Origin of the sequence: Hydrogenophaga pseudoflava, assembly GCF_031020795.1 — a bacterium.
In the GTDB taxonomy this organism is placed as follows: domain Bacteria; phylum Pseudomonadota; class Gammaproteobacteria; order Burkholderiales; family Burkholderiaceae_C; genus Hydrogenophaga; species Hydrogenophaga pseudoflava_A.
In genome coordinates, this window is record NZ_JAVHJP010000010.1 from 25,959 (window position 1) to 40,329 (window position 14,371).

A 14,371-nucleotide genomic window follows, 5' to 3' on the forward strand; every position below is an offset into this window, starting at 1 on the left:
GCCAGCGTTCAGCGCGAGAAGCAGGGTCCATTCAAGTCTGTTGAAGCGCATCTCCACGGGTCCTTGATTCTTCGATGGGACTGGACCGTCGAACGGGCCTGCTGGAAGAACAGCGTGACAATGATAGGTCGAACAGTTGCGAGGCGCCCTCGTCGGGTCGTCGCCGATCGCTACCTGCCCAAAGATAGTTGTCGCAGGCCAGACAGGCACCCATAGTGGCGCGATGAATACCGATTCGCCAAACAAAGTCCCCGCCACAAGCGATCCGCGCGCCCTGCGCGATGCCTTCGCCACGTTCACCACCGGCGTCACGATCGTGACCACCCGCAACACCGAAGGTGCGCCATTCGGTGTCACCGTGAACAGCTTCAACTCCGTCTCGCTCGATCCGCCGCTGGTGCTGTGGAGCCTGGCCAAGACATCGCGCAGTCTTGAAGCTTTCCAGAGCGCCGAGCACTGGGCCGTGCACATCTTGTCTGCCGAGCAGGAGGCGCTGTCGACGCGTTTTGCCCGGTCCAGCGAGAACAAGTTCGAAGGCATCGAACTGGAGTCCGGCATCCAGGGCACGCCTCTGCTCCCCCTCTGCACAACGCGGCTGCAATGTCGCACCGCCTTCCGCTACGAAGGCGGAGACCACATCATCTTCGTTGGCCAGATCGTCGCCTTCGACCGCTCGGACCGTGCCCCCCTGGTCTTTCATGGTGGCAAGTACGCGGTAGCGACCCGCAAGACGCCACCGCTCACACTGGCCCCTCGGGAAGGCGCACCCATCGACACCCGTTTCGGCGAAGAATTCTTCGGCTACCTCCTGTGGCGCGCCAGTCAGCAGTTTCATCTGCGCATGCAGCCCACGCTGACGGCGCGCGAGCTGACGCAAGAGGAGTTGTTCGTGCTCATACCCCTCTTTCACAAGGACGGCCGCAGCGCCGACGCATTCTGCTCAACGCTGGCCGACCTCGGCCTCGGCGCGGCGACGTCCGCCATCGACCGCCTGGCCGACCGTGGGTTGATTCGCGTCGAGACCGAGACCCGACGGCTGTTTCTCACCGCACGTGGCCGCGACGAGGTTCTTCAGGTCTTCGCAATGACCAAAGCGATCGAGTCGGAATGCCTCGGCCAGTTGGGCGACTGGGACAGCGTGTCGCTGAAGAACCTGCTCAAGCAGTTCATCGTGCTGACCAATCCCGGTCTGCCCCACCCCTGGGACGCGGAAGAGACCGAGCCGCAGGCGTGAATCAGTTGACGTAGCCCAGCGCCCGCGCCTTCTCCAGCGCACCCAGGCGCCGGCGCACGCCGAGCTTGTCGTAGATCTGCTGCATGTACCACTTGACCGAACCTTCGGTCAGGCCCAGTCGATCACCGATTTCCTTGTTGAGCAAGTTGCGCGAGACAAAGCGCAGGATGTCCACCTCGCGTGCGGTCAACGGCTCGATCGGCGCCGCGCTGTCCCGGATGTCGCGGCCCGACAGTTCGATCGCCGACGCGGCAAGCGACCTCCGGTTGGGCTGCGAGTTCGGCACCGGAGCGCCCAGGGCCTGGCACAGGCGCCGGCGCAGGTCGCCAATGGCCACATCGGTCTCGTCCTCGGCGTCGAGCGCCTTGAGCACCAGGGAGCGGATGGGCTCGCCTTCGATGACGAAGGGGAACACCATGCCGCCGATGGCCGCCTGGCCAAGGGCCTGCCGGATGGTGCGCAAGGCCCCTCGCCCGTCGCCGCCGGCGTATTGGGCCCGCGCGGCCAGGATGCCCAGTCGCACCTGGGAGGCCACCGCACCGCGCGATTCCGCGAAGACCAGCCAGGCGCGCATCAGCCTCAGCGCCTCAGCGTGGCGCCCAGAGGCCATGGCGAGCCGCGCCCACGCCATCGCCATCACTTCGTGCCTCGTGGTCACCGCGTTGCCGGGACGCAGCAGTGCGATGTCTTGTGGCAGCCCTGTGTCCGAAGCGACCCGCTGAGCACCCAGTATGTCGCCGGCCACCACGGCCTGGCGAATGCGCTCGTGCACGACATGCCAGCGCAGGCGCTCGTACCCGCCCGCCTGCGCCTGCCCCAAGCCCTCACGCAGCAGCGCCTGCGCCTTGGCCTGGTCGCCATCGTGGGCACACAGGCGAGCCCGGGTCACATACGAGGCGACCAGATCGTCGATCAGGCCGACACCATGGCCCATGGGCTCGGCCCGCTCGTAACAATCGCGCGCCTCGGGCAGGTCGTAGCGCTCCTGCAGCGCCTCGGCCAGCAGTGCCAAGGGCATCGCGGCCATGTCCTGGTCTCCCATCACCGCGACGCGCGTGACCAGGGCGAGCGATGCTCGATACTGTTCGATCGCGGCATCGATCTCGCCGCGCTGCAACAGCGCGGGGCCGAGAATGCAGCCGTGCCAGATCAGCGTGGGTTCGTTCGCCGAACGCAAGATCATCGCGCGCGATCCGACGCTCAATGCCTCGCAATCGCCCAGGCGGTATTGCTCGCGCCTGGCCAGAAGCAAGGCCATTTGCGCCGTGCCTTCCAGGTAGTAGTCCGCCGATTCGGCTGCCTGCTGCTGCAACTCGGCGGTCAGCCGCTCGATGCCCGGGATGTCGTCGCTGAACTGCGCAAGCGTCAGCTTGCGATGCAGCAACAAGTACTGCCACTGGCGCAAGCGCAGCGGATCGACCGACGGATCCTGCGCCATGAGCGACAACTGCGCCGTCACCCCTTCGATCAGCAGCCGGGCTTCGTTGAAACGGCGCTCGCACAGCAGATAGAGCGCGCGCCACAACTGTACGCCCGGGTATTCGTTCAGCACTTCGGCCGGCAATGCCTCTGCCCAGGCCACGCTGGCCGAGTAGATGCCGCGGCGGTTGGTCGTGCTCCAGAAGCGGTCAAGCATGCCTGCGGCCAGGTGGTGGTCCTCGCTGCTCAGGGCATGCCGGATGGCCTCGACGACCAGTCCGTTGTCCGAATACCAGATGCTGGCGCGCCGATGCAGCTCGCGTTCAAGCCCGGGCTCACGCTCGCGCAGTTGGCGCTGCAGGAATCCTGCGAACAGGTGATGAAAACGGTACCAGTGCCGTTCTTCATCGAGCGAGAAGATGAACAGGCTGGACGCTTCCAGCTCATCGACCATTGCACGACCGTCATCACCTTGCGTCAACGCATTGCACAAGGCCGGACAGAAGCGGGTGAGAACGCAGATGCGCAGCAGGAAGGACTGCACCGCCGGATCAAGACGGCCAAACACGTCTTCGGACATGAAGGCCGCCACGTCGCGCTGATCGCCGGTAAGACGGTCAACGAAGCTGCTCTCATCCTCCGCACGCTGAAGCGCGATCGACATCATCTGCAGGCCGGCGGCCCAGCCTTCGGTGCGCTCATGCGTCAATTGGGCCAGCCGCTCCGAGACCATGCGACCACTGTCTTGCGAGAGCAGCCTGCGTGTGTCCTCCAGCGTGAAACGCATTGCATTGGCGTCGACCTCCGAGACCCGTCCCAGTGCTCGCAGCCGCGCCAGAGGAAACCCTGGGGCGCTGCGGCTGCCGACGATCCAGCGGACATTGTCTGGCCCCTCTTTCACCAGCATCGCGAGCAAGCGTTCCGCGGCCGACCCGTGAATGGCGTGCAGATCGTCAAGGAAGACATACACCGGTTCGGCGTGCGCACGCAGTGCGTGGTCGAACATGGCTGTGACACGACCGAACCAACGGCTCTCGATCACACTGCCACCGGATTCGATCAGCTCCGGCACGCCCACACCACGGGCGATCAGGACCGCACGCAGGTGACCTACCAGTTCGGCGACCGATCCGTCGAACTCGTTCAGGCTGAGCCATACCGCCGTGCGTGACCGCTGCGTCAGGCTCCAATAGCACTCCACCATCAGCGTGGACTTGCCATAGCCCGCTGGCGCCTTGATCAGCACCAGCCGCCGCGCCTCGATATCCCGCAGCACGGTCTGGCTGGCGCTGCGGGAGATCAACTCGCCTTCACGGCGTGGCGGAAAAAGTCGCGTTTCGAGCACATCCATAGTTGTCTCCAGGGGCACGTGCGATTCGCCGGTGACGTCTCTCGCATCAGCGACGACGTCGATCTCGTTTTGATTTTTGTCAACCTCGCTTGATTATTATTGGTAACGAATCTCGGGTTTGCCATGCTCGTATTCCCTCACCCCATCGGTCTGGAGGGCATGCTGCGGACGTACTTCGTGCTGCACTGGTTCAACCCGGCCGGTCAAACCCGCGGGGAGACACTGCTGAACCGTTCACAAAGCCTGTGCTGGGGTGGGAGCCTGATAAGCGCTCCGGGCAGCCCGCACCTGCTCGTGGTGGGTCTGCGCCCATTGAAGCAAGCCGTGCAACGGCACCAGGAAGGATTTGCCCAGGGCAGTGAGCTCGTAGTCGACACGGGGCGGAACCGTGGGGTGCACGATTCTCAGCACCAGTCCGTCCTGTTCAAGCCTGCGAAGCGTTTGGGCGAGCATCCGTTGAGAAATGTCCTGCACTTTGGAGCGCAGGACGGTGAACCTCAGCGTTCCCCATTCTTCGAGGGTGAAGAGGACGAGCAGGGTCCACCGGTCTCCGGTGCGCTCAAGCACATCGCGAATCGGGCAGCGTTCGGCGTAGGGGTCTTTGGACTTGTGCAGGCTCATACCGGTTCCTCTGTTCAATGGTTACTCGCAGGTAACCTGGTGACGTTCAGCTCCCTTCTTGCGCTCCGTGGACAGGATGATGCAACATTTGGGAACCAACTTACAAGTTGGAATCAACTCTCAAATAGTAACTATCAATACGGCCTGCTCGGCGGGTCGACCATGGAGTGATACATGTCTCAAAAGCTTCTCGTGACGGGTGCATCAGGTCAGTTGGGTCAGCGGGTCCTTCACCATCTCCTGAACACCATTGGTGTTCAGCCAGCAGACATCGTGGCGACCACCCGCAAACCGGAGTCGCTGGCTGCTCTGGCAGCCAGGGGAGTCTCGGTGCGCGCCGCCAACTTTGACGACGCCCAGTCGCTGGAACAGGCGTTTGCAGGCGTCGACCGGTTGCTGCTCGTCAGCACGGACGCACTGGATCGCCCAGGCCTGCGGCTCACGCAACATCGCAATGCGGTGAATGCGGCGAAAAAAGCCGGCGTGAACCACGTGGTCTATACCTCGATGCCGAACCCCGAGACCTCATTGGTCCTGTTTGCTCCGGACCACGCCGGAACGGAAGCAGCACTCGCTGCCAGCAGCCTCCCCGGCTGGACGGTGCTGCGGAATCACTGGTACTTCGAAAACCTGTTCCAGAGCTTGCCATCCGTTCTTGCCGCAGGCGGGCAATGGTTCAGCGCCGCTGGTGACGGAAAGCTGGCGAACATCTCCCGCGACGACCTTGCCCGCGCCGCAGCGGTCGTCCTGGCGGGTTCTGCAGGGGGCAAGAACGTGTACACCCTCAGCGGAGAAGAGGCCCTGACGACCGCCGAACAGGCAAAAGCGATCGGCGCTTCGATCGGCCGGAACATCGCCGTCATTCCGGTGCCGGTTGAAGGACTGGTGCAGGGAATGATGGGCGCTGGCTTGCCAGAGCCGATCGCCAGGCTGTTCGCATCGTTCGATGCCAACACCGCCGCAGGCCAGGTCGGGAACGTGACAGAGGACTACCGCCGCATCACCGGCCTTGCACCACAGACCTTCGCGGAGTGGCTGGCAGCGAACAAGCCCGCGCTTGCAGGCTGATGCTCGCCGGCAGTGGGCCAGCTTCCGCGGGTCCACTGCCCTGCCTTCCAGGCCAAGCATGGCGACGTCGCCGTGCAGACCATGGGTGATGCGTGCGGGCGCCGGACTCAGCCGTCCTGCTTCAGGCTGGCCTTGGCCGCCGCGACGGCCTGGCGCCGGCCGTTTTCGATGGCCAGCCGGGCCGCCGCCTCGGGGCCGGGGGCGGGCGGGAATGCCGCCAGGATCTCGTCAAAGATTTCAGCAAGCTCGTCGCGGAACTCGCCATGGGTCAGGATGTAGGCCTCGTTCGCGGCGATGCCCTGCAGGGCGCGCCGGCCGATCACGATCGGATCGACCCCGGCGTCGAACAGGTTGACCGGCGGGGCCCCGAACGGCGTGGCTCCTTGCGCGCCAGCCGCCACCGGCGACAGCTCGGCGCCGGTCTGGATCATCCCGGTCTTGACCAGGCCCGGGCACAGCACCGACACGCCCACGCCGCTGCCGGCCAGCGCGATGCGCAAGGAATCGCTGAAGCCGCGTGCGGCGAACTTGCTCGTCGCATAGATGCCGCCGGGGGCAGGCATCGGAATCAGTCCGGCCATCGACGAGGTGTTGAGGATGTGCGCCCCCTCGCCGTGCGCACGCAGCTTCGGCAGGAAGCTCTTGACGCCGTTGATCAGGCCGAACAGGTTGACACCCAGCACCCAGTCCCACTCTTCGTAGCCGGCCTCGTGCATCGGCGTGATGCCGCCGACACCGGCGTTGTTGCACAGCACGTGCACCTTGCCGAACACCTCGACCACCTCATCGGCGGCGCGGGCCATCTGCGCCCGGTCGGTGACGTCCACCTCCATCAGGTGGTAGCGCCCCGCGGCCGGACCGAGCCCGGCTGCGGCGGCTTCCAGCGCAGCGCGGCGCACGTCGGCCAGCACCACTTTCATGCCGGCTTCCAGAAAGGCCTGCGCCAGCCCCAGGCCGATGCCGCTGGCGGCGCCGGTGATGAAAGCCACTCTGCCTTGCATATTTCTCATTCGAAACTTCCTTGTGTAGGGATCATCGGGTGGATCGTCCTTGAGGCCCGCGTTGCGCGCGATTCAACGCACGTTCGCGGGCCGGGTCGGGTGTGGCCCGAGCAGGGACTGTTGCTGCCATGGTGAAGGGCTTGAACGTCGGGTGCACCTATCCAAAGGCAGGTGGCGACGGCACGCTTGCCGCCTAAGGTCTTGTTCATGAGGAGACTTCACATGAACCACATCGAAGGCGCCGTGCGGGTCTTGGCCCTGAGCTTCGCACTGTGCGGTCCGGCGGCGGCCCAGTCGGCCGGCCAGTGGCGGTCCGCCGAAGCCATCTACGGCAAGGTCTGCGCCCGCTGTCACGAAACGCACGTGGCGCCGCGCCTGCTCGGGCGCAAGTTGCCGGCGGCGTACGTGCGCCAGACCGTGCTGACGGGTATGCGGGCCATGCCGGCGTTCCGGCCCACCGATTTCAGCGAAGAAGAGTTGGCGGCGCTGGGCCGGCTGGTGGAGCAGCAGCCCGCGCCCTGGACCGGGCGCGACCATCTTCCCGCCAAAGAGCGGGCCGTATCGGGAGCGCAGCCGTGACACTGACACGCCGCCACTGTTTGCTCGCCGGTGCCGCCATCGCGCTGCCCCTGCCCTGGCTGCCGTCCTCGGCCATCGCCGCCACCCGCTTGCGCTGGGTCGCCCACAGCTGTGCGCCGGCGGCGGCGTTTGCCCGGGGCATCGCGGCCACGGCCGGCCCCGTCCGCGCGCTGACGCTTCCCGGGCTGGACGGCCATGCAGCCTGGCGCCTGGACGCCTCGGTCGATCGGCTGCACGGCGCTCGCGGCGACGTGCTGCTGGGTTTGCTGCCACTGGCGCAGGCCTGGCGCTTTGAAGCCGCCGTGCTGGAGCTGGCCGGCGCCTGGCTGAGCCGCGACGAGCACGTGCTGCCAAGCAGCGAGGCGAGCGGGCCGGCCCGGCTCGGCGCCAACCTCGCTCAGCTCGCCCTGCACCCGGGCGAACCGCGCGCCGCACAGCCGGGCGCCGACCTGTTCATACCCCACCCGCCGCAAAGCCGCTTCCTGAGCTTTGCTGTCCGAATCTGACCCAACGCATAGAGCCTGCACCATGCCACTGCAACCTGCCGTTCTGCCCCCCGGCGTTTCCAAGGCCCGTTTCCAACAAGCCTTGGCCGAGTACCGCGCCGCCCTCGGCGCCGACCGGGTGATCGTCGAGATCGAACGCCTGCTGTCGTACACCAAGGTCATGCTGACCGAGGACGAAGGACTGCACCAGCCGTCCGGCGTGTTGATCGCCACCACCGTCGAAGAAATCCAGAAGGTGCTGGCGATCTGCAACCGCTACGGCATCCCGGTCTGGACCATCTCCACCGGCCGCAACTTCGGCTACGGCTCGGCCGCGCCGGCGACACCGGGACAAATGGTGCTGGATCTGCGGCGCATGAACCGCATCCTGGAGGTCGATGCCGAGATGGGCACCGCCTTGGTCGAACCCGGCGTGACCTACCAGCAGTTGCAGGACTACCTGGATGAACACCAGTTGCCCTACTGGCTCAACTTTCCCGGCCCCGGGCCGATCGTCGGGCCGGTGGGCAACACGCTGGACCGCGGCGTGGGCAACAACCGCTATGGTGAGCAGATGGCCCACTTCTGCGGCATGGAAGTCGTGCTGGCCGACGGCCAGGTGGTGCGCACCGGCATGGGCGGCGTGAAGGGCAGCAACACCTGGCAGAGCTACCGGTGGGGCTACGGCCCCTGGCTGGACGGGCTGTTCTCGCAGTCGAACCTGGGCGTGGTCACCAAGATGGGCTTCTGGCTGATGGCCAAGCCCGAGACCCACCTGACCATCGTCACCGCATTGCCCGACGAGGACAGCTTCGCCAAGGCCGTCGATGTGATGCGGCGCCTGCGGCTGCAGAGCGTGATCGACAACGGCGTTGCCGGGGGCGCGCTCTACGGACTGTCGATGACCACGCGCCGCAGCGAGATCCACCAGGGCAAGGGCGCCATCCCCGACAACGTGATGGCCGACTTCCTGGTCAAGCACCACGCCGCGCCGTACGTGATCGTCAGCACCTTGTACGGCAGCGCGGAACAGGTGGAAGCGAATCTGTCCGTCGCGCGGCGCGCCTATGCCGGGCTCGGCGCCTTCGTCACCTCGCGCGAGCTGGGCGAACGCATGCCGCCGGATCTCAAGCACCTCATCCATACGCAGACCGGCCAGCTCAACCTCGACGAATTCGGCGTCTACAACTACCGCGGCGGGGGCGGTTCGGTGTGGTTTGCCCCGGTGGTGCAGGCCAAGGGCAGCGAGGTGATCAAGAACATCCGCCTGTGCACCGACGTGTACCGCTCGTTCGGCTTCGACTATGCCGGCGGATTCCTGATGGGGTACAGCGGCCGCCACTTCGACCACATCACCGAGCTGACGTTCGACCGCACCGATTCCGAAGAGATGCAGCGCGCGCACGCCTGCTTCGGCAAGCTGATCGAGGTGAATGCCGCGCATGGTTACGCGCCCTACCGCGTCAACACCGCCTTCATGCAGCAGGTGTCGCAGGTCTACGGCCCGGCCCAGCGGGCCCTTCAGCGCAAGCTGAAGCGCGCACTCGACCCGCGCGGCATCCTGGCGCCGGGCAAGTCAGGCATCACCGTCACCTGACTGCCCCTTCGCACCAGGCTCTGGGCTCCGTGCCCGCCACCCGGCCCGCATTCTGGCGGGCGCCACTGGCCAGGGCGCTGGCCTGCTGGCGTGTGCGCTGCACCGCCGGGCTTCTCATCAGAAATCTTCAGGGATTCATCATGGCCGCAGCGGGAAGCGGCTCCGCCGCGTCCGCCGGGCGACTGGCAGGCTTGAGAAGAAAGTGCGCCAGCGCGGGCAGCAACACCAGCGCGCCGAGCATGTTCCAGACGAACATGAAGGCCAGCAGCACCCCCATGTCGGCCTGGAACTTGATCGGCGAGAACACCCAGGTGGCCACCGCGATGCCCAGCGTGATGCCGGTCAGCACCACCACCCGTCCGGTGAACAGCAGGGCGCTGTAATAGGCTTGCGAGAGCGACTGGCCGCTGCGCAGACGCGCCAGGGTGACGGTCAGCACATACAGCGCGTAGTCCACGCCGATGCCCACACCGAGTGCGATCACCGGCAGGGTGGCGACCTTCACGCCGATGTTCAGCGCCACCATCAACGCCTCGCACAGGACGGATGTCAACACCAGGGGCACGACGGCGCACACCACGGCGCGCCAGGACCGGAAGGTGACGAAGGCCAGCGCGATCACCGCGACGTAAACCAGCAGCAGCATCTGCCGGTTGGCCTGCTCGACCACGATGTTGGTGGCGGCCTCGATGCCGGCATTGCCGGCGGCCTGCTGGAACTTGACCTCGGCGCCGTCGTACTGGGCGGCAAAATCCTCGACGGTGCGCACCACGGCCTTGAGCGTGTCCGCCTTGTGGTCCTTCAGGAACACGTAGACGCTCAGCAGGTCACAGTCCTGATTGAAGAGCTCGCGCGGCGCACGCGAAATGATGGAGCCGATCATGTCCTGGCTGCGCGGCAGGCCGAACCACTTGAAGCTGCCTTCGTTCATGAAGGCAGCCGCGCCCTGGGCCATGCTGGCCAGCGAGCGCGTGCCTTCGATGCCGGGCAGCTGCTGCAGGCGCCACTCCAGCGCATCGACCTTCAACAGCGTGTCGTAGGCGCCGCACTGCTGCTTGGGCGTGCGCACCATCGCCACGAAAACGTCGCTGCTGGCCGCGTAGTGGGCCGTGATGTACGCGTTGTCGAGGTTGTAGCGCGAGTCGGCCCGCAGCTCGGGCGCGCCGGCATCGAGGTCGCCGATCTTCAGCTGCTGGCTGCCGATGAAGCCCGCCACCCCCAGCAGCAGGCCACCGACGATGGCGGCGCTTGCCCAGCGGCGCTGCGTGAAGCGGTCCAGCAGCGCCCACAGCCACGGCTTGCGGGACACATCAGCGGCTTCGGCGCGCAGGCTGCGTTCGGCGGCCTTGGGGCTCACGCCGATGAACGACAGCACGATCGGCAGCAACACCAGATTGGTGAAGATCAGCACGGCCACGCCGATGCTGGCCGTGACGGCCAGGTCCTGGATCACGCGGATCTGGATCACCATCAGCACCGCGAAACCGACCGCGTCGGCCAGCAAGGCCGTCAGGCCGGCCAGGAACAGCCGCCGGAAGGTGTAGCGCGCGGCCACCAGCCGATGGGTGCCGCGGCCGATGTCCTGCATGATGCCGTTCATCTTCTGGGCGCCGTGGCTCATGCCGATGGCGAACACGAGGAACGGCACCAGCACGGAGTAAGGATCGAGCTCGTAGCCGAGCAGCGCGAGCAGGCCGAACAGCCACACCACGGCGATCACCGAGCTGACCATCACCGCCAGGCTGCTGCGGAGGCACCGGGTGTACCAGAACAGCACCCCGCTGCAAATGGCCAGCGCCAGCGCGAAGAACAGCAGCACCTGGTGCAGGCCATCGATCAGATCGCCAACCACCTTGGCGAAGCCGGTGATGCGGATGTCGATGGCGTCCGAGGTGTATTTGGCCCGCACCGCTTCGAGCTGCTCGGACAGGCGGTGGTAGTCCAGCCGCTGGCCGGTGTCATCGCGTTCGAGCAGCGGCACCAGGACGATGCTCGACTGGAAGTCTTGCGCCACCAGCGTGCCGATTTCGCCCGACCGGGCCACGTTGGCCTGGACCTGGCGCAAGCTGTCCGCGGAGCCATCGTAGTTGTCCGGGATCACCGGGCCGCCGTCCAGGCCCTCCTCGGTGACGCCGATCCAGCGCGTGGCCGGCGTCCACAGCGACTTCATGAAGGGCCGCTCGACGCCGGGCAGCAGGAACACTTCGTCGTTGATCTTGCGCAGCGTCTCCAGGTAGGCGGCGTCGAACACCGTGCCCTTCTTGGCGACCACCGCGATGCGCACCGAATTGCCCAGGCCCGCCAGCTCGCTGCGGTTGGCCAGGTAGTTGGCGATGTACGGGTGCTTCGTGGGGATCATCTTCTCGAAGCTCGCGCCCAGGCGCAGCCCGGTCGCCTGCCAGGCCAGCAACACCGAGACGATCGCGCACAGGACGATCACGATGATCCGGTGGTTGAACAGCGCCCGCTCCACGCGCGAGCCCGACTGCTGGTCGAAGTCGGCAAGGTCGCGAACGACGGGATGTTCGGCCAAAGATGTATCCATGCTCATTTCACGGTTCCCGCCGTCACAGGCGCGGCCTTGTCCAATGCGATGCCCGCAAGCCCGCGCACGCCACCGACCACCAGCCGGCCATCGCTGGCCTGCGCCACACCGGCGAGGGGCGCTCCCCCCGGCACCGCCAAGGCCTCGAAGTGTTTCCCGGCATCCCGGCTCAGCAGCACACGGCCAGCTTCATCCGTCAGCACCAGCGCACCGTCGGCCAGCCGCGCGCCCGCAGTCAGCGTCGCCGGCCCGGCGGTCGCGATGCGCTGCCAGGTCTTGCCGCTGTCCCCGGACCCGAAAGCGTTGCCGCGCAGGCCGAAGACGATGAGCTCTCCCGCCGAACCGGTCAGGGCCCCGAAGAAGGTTCCCTTGTAAGGCGAGGGCAGGCGCGCGAAGCGCTGTCCGCCATCGTCAGAGCGCAACACCGTGCCCTGCTCCCCGACGATGAACCATTCATTGCCGCGCGCGGCGATGGCATAGAGGTGCATGCCGCGCGGGTTGTCGATCACGTCCATGCGCGACTCCCAGTTGCGCCCGCCGTCGCGCGTGGCCAGGGCCAAGCCGTAGGCGCCAACCACCAGCCCGTTTTTCGAGTCGGCAAAGCGCACGTCGAACAGCGGCTTGTCCGGCCCATCGGCGACCAGCCGCTCGGCGGCCTGCTTGCGCTGGGCCGCGTCCGGCTGGCCGGCGCTTTCAGCGGTGGCGGCGGCCGCGAGCGCGATCTGCGCGGCGCGCTGGCCATCAAGCTGCAAGGTCCATTGCTCGCCGCCGTCCTGCGTGTGCAGCACGACGCCGCCATGGCCCACGGCCCAGCCCTCGCTCGGCGACGCGAAGCACAGCGCGGTCAGCGTGACCGACACGGGCACCTTGGCCTGCCGCCAGCGTGCGCCGTTGTCGTCGCTGAACACCGCGATGCCGCGTTCACCGACCGCGACCAGCCGGTCGCCGGCACGCGCGACCGCCAGCATGACGGACTGTGCCGCCTGCGGCGCGACGTGAGCCGGCCGCACCAGCAGGTCGAGCGCAGCCACGCCCTGACCGCTGGCCTGCGCAGCGCAGGCTGTGGCGGCCAGCAAGGTGGCCGCGGCCCAGCAGAGTGTGTGTCTCATCATCAGCGCTGGGCGTCCGACGCAACCGCATCGGGGCCGTAGAAGTCATCCGGCTTGGGTGGAATCGACTTGAAATAGCCGCCAAAGAAGCCCAGCACCGCCGACATGGTCGAGGCCTGCAGGTTGTAGACGAACACGGAGTCCTGTGTGAAGCCGGAGGCGTCAGGCAACAACGCGTTGGGCACCTGGGAGGCGCGCCAGAGCTTGCCGCTGGCGTCATAGCCGTCCACCAGCATGACCGTCCAGCTGTCCTCATCGATGTACAGACGGCGCTTGGGCACCACATGGCGTTTTCCCGCAGCGACAGTCGCTTCGAGCACCCACACGCGATGCAGTTCCCAGCGCATCAGGCTCGGGTTGACGTGGTCCTTGACGATGGCCTCGCTCACCTTCGCGTTGAACAGGCGATGGTTGTTGTATGGCACATACATCTCCTGCTTGCCCACCAACTTCCAGTCGAAGCGATCAATGGGGGCCAGGAAGCCGCCGATTTCGTCGAAGTAGTTGGTACCCGAAGCAATGAAGTCGGGCGTGTCGTAGCCCACATTGGGCGCACGGCGCACCCGCCGCTGGCCCACCAGGTACTGCCAGGCGGCGCGCGAAGAGGCCGCTGGGGCGACCTTGTCGGTGATCAGCAGGGCCTCGCCCGCCTTGTAGCTCGGCCCCTCGATGGCGTTGCGCGTCAGCGCCCAGATGCGATCCGGGTTGGGCTTCTGCTCGGCACAGTAGTAGGGGAACTGATTCCACGTCTTGCCGCTGGATGCCACCGAAGAGGCGCCATTGGACGAGATCACGACGTTGTTGAACGAGGTCTCGGACGCGCAGGGCCGCGGATGGTATTGGTGATTCAGGATCACCTCGTTCCCACTTTTAGGAATCGGGAACGGCACACCGCCGACATAGTTTTCCACGTAGGTGCCGTCGGCACTCAGGGTGGTCTTGAGTGCGTTCTGCGCCGTCCGTTCATAGATGAACGGCTGGTACACCGCGGTGCGGTGCGTCGGATAGACCTGCACCTTGTAGGTAGGGAACTTGGCCAGCAAGGCGAGCGTGCCTTCGCTGAGCTTGTCCTTGTGTTGCGCCGCGTTGGCCGCGGTGATTTCGAGCACCGGCTTTTCCTGGGGAAACAGGTCCGGGAAGGCGCCGCTCGATCCGGCCGGCGCCTTCACGACGCTGCCGTTCCAGGCGGGAATGGTGCCGGCCTGATTGCCAGCCCGCTCGGCACCCACGGGAGTGAGCGTGGTCTTGAGCTTGTCAGCGTCTTCGGGCGTCGCGGCCGCGAATGCGGCGCTGGCCGCAGTGCACAGCAGCGCTGCCGCAACGCGGGAGGGAGAGATTTTCATCATGATGGTGTCCTCGAAT

General features: G+C 66.3%; 11 protein-coding genes. 5 read left to right on the forward strand and 6 right to left on the reverse strand.

Annotation, left to right across the window (positions count from 1 at the left end):
* Positions 1 to 223 precede the first annotated feature (223 nt).
* On the forward strand, positions 224 to 1,234 hold the full coding sequence (locus tag RCO38_RS23170) for a flavin reductase (RefSeq protein WP_308330898.1): 1,011 nt from the start codon (positions 224 to 226) through the stop codon (positions 1,232 to 1,234).
* A 1-nt stretch (position 1,235) separates the two neighbouring features.
* On the opposite strand, the gene RCO38_RS23175 is transcribed toward RCO38_RS23170, so the two are convergent.
* Positions 1,236 to 4,004 carry a LuxR C-terminal-related transcriptional regulator gene (locus RCO38_RS23175; protein WP_308330899.1) on the reverse strand — a complete coding sequence of 923 codons (2,769 nt, stop codon included), beginning with the start codon at positions 4,002 to 4,004 and terminating at the stop codon, positions 1,236 to 1,238.
* A gap of 234 nt (positions 4,005 to 4,238) precedes the next feature.
* Positions 4,239 to 4,625 (reverse strand): winged helix-turn-helix transcriptional regulator, encoded by a 387-nt coding sequence (locus RCO38_RS23180; RefSeq protein WP_308330900.1) that lies wholly within the window; start codon positions 4,623 to 4,625, stop codon positions 4,239 to 4,241.
* Positions 4,626 to 4,799: 174 nt separating this feature from the next.
* On the opposite strand from RCO38_RS23180, the gene RCO38_RS23185 reads away from it, so the two are divergent.
* Complete coding sequence (locus RCO38_RS23185) at positions 4,800 to 5,693, forward strand: SDR family oxidoreductase (protein ID WP_308330901.1); 894 nt, start codon at positions 4,800 to 4,802, stop codon at positions 5,691 to 5,693.
* 107 nt (positions 5,694 to 5,800) lie between these two features.
* On the opposite strand, the gene RCO38_RS23190 is transcribed toward RCO38_RS23185, so the two are convergent.
* Positions 5,801 to 6,682, reverse strand: a complete 882-nt coding sequence (locus RCO38_RS23190; RefSeq protein ID WP_308330902.1) for an SDR family oxidoreductase — start codon at positions 6,680 to 6,682, stop codon at positions 5,801 to 5,803.
* Between the two features lie 234 nt (positions 6,683 to 6,916).
* On the opposite strand from RCO38_RS23190, the gene RCO38_RS23195 reads away from it, so the two are divergent.
* Genes RCO38_RS23195 through RCO38_RS23205 form a run of 3 tightly spaced genes read left to right on the forward strand, consistent with a single transcriptional unit; the run spans position 6,917 to position 9,355 of the window.
* Positions 6,917 to 7,273: a c-type cytochrome gene (locus RCO38_RS23195; RefSeq protein ID WP_308330903.1), complete on the forward strand. Its 357-nt coding sequence runs from the start codon at positions 6,917 to 6,919 to the stop codon at positions 7,271 to 7,273.
* Positions 7,270 to 7,779, forward strand: coding sequence for a hypothetical protein (locus RCO38_RS23200; protein ID WP_308330905.1), 510 nt, complete (start codon positions 7,270 to 7,272; stop codon positions 7,777 to 7,779). Before RCO38_RS23195 ends, RCO38_RS23200 begins: the two co-directional genes overlap by 4 nt.
* A 22-nt stretch (positions 7,780 to 7,801) precedes the next feature.
* Positions 7,802 to 9,355, forward strand: a complete 1,554-nt coding sequence (locus RCO38_RS23205; RefSeq protein ID WP_308330906.1) for an FAD-binding oxidoreductase — start codon at positions 7,802 to 7,804, stop codon at positions 9,353 to 9,355.
* 127 nt (positions 9,356 to 9,482) lie between these two features.
* Here RCO38_RS23205 and RCO38_RS23210 read toward each other — a convergent pair whose 3' ends face one another.
* Genes RCO38_RS23210 through RCO38_RS23220 form a run of 3 tightly spaced genes read right to left on the reverse strand, consistent with a single transcriptional unit; the run spans position 9,483 to position 14,355 of the window.
* Positions 9,483 to 11,906 carry an efflux RND transporter permease subunit gene (locus RCO38_RS23210; RefSeq protein ID WP_308330907.1) on the reverse strand — a complete coding sequence of 808 codons (2,424 nt, stop codon included), beginning with the start codon at positions 11,904 to 11,906 and terminating at the stop codon, positions 9,483 to 9,485.
* Entirely contained in the window at positions 11,903 to 13,009 is a 1,107-nt protein-coding gene (locus RCO38_RS23215; RefSeq protein ID WP_308330908.1) for a WD40/YVTN/BNR-like repeat-containing protein, read from the reverse strand. Before RCO38_RS23215 ends, RCO38_RS23210 begins: the two co-directional genes overlap by 4 nt.
* Before the next feature lie 2 nt (positions 13,010 to 13,011).
* On the reverse strand, positions 13,012 to 14,355 hold the full coding sequence (locus RCO38_RS23220) for a DUF1329 domain-containing protein (RefSeq protein ID WP_308330909.1): 1,344 nt from the start codon (positions 14,353 to 14,355) through the stop codon (positions 13,012 to 13,014).
* Positions 14,356 to 14,371 lie beyond the last annotated feature (16 nt).

Bases quoted from the DNA above. Each gene is read 5' to 3' on its own strand.
- RCO38_RS23170 (WP_308330898.1), top strand. From the start codon at position 224: ATGAATACCGATTCGCCAAACAAAGTCCCCGCCACAAGCGATCCGCGC.
- RCO38_RS23175 (WP_308330899.1), bottom strand. From the start codon at position 4,004: ATGGATGTGCTCGAAACGCGACTTTTTCCGCCACGCCGTGAAGGCGAG.
- RCO38_RS23180 (WP_308330900.1), bottom strand. From the start codon at position 4,625: ATGAGCCTGCACAAGTCCAAAGACCCCTACGCCGAACGCTGCCCGATT.
- RCO38_RS23185 (WP_308330901.1), top strand. From the start codon at position 4,800: ATGTCTCAAAAGCTTCTCGTGACGGGTGCATCAGGTCAGTTGGGTCAG.
- RCO38_RS23195 (WP_308330903.1), top strand. From the start codon at position 6,917: ATGAACCACATCGAAGGCGCCGTGCGGGTCTTGGCCCTGAGCTTCGCA.
- RCO38_RS23205 (WP_308330906.1), top strand. From the start codon at position 7,802: ATGCCACTGCAACCTGCCGTTCTGCCCCCCGGCGTTTCCAAGGCCCGT.
- RCO38_RS23210 (WP_308330907.1), bottom strand. From the start codon at position 11,906: ATGAGCATGGATACATCTTTGGCCGAACATCCCGTCGTTCGCGACCTT.
- RCO38_RS23215 (WP_308330908.1), bottom strand. From the start codon at position 13,009: ATGAGACACACACTCTGCTGGGCCGCGGCCACCTTGCTGGCCGCCACA.
- RCO38_RS23220 (WP_308330909.1), bottom strand. From the start codon at position 14,355: ATGATGAAAATCTCTCCCTCCCGCGTTGCGGCAGCGCTGCTGTGCACT.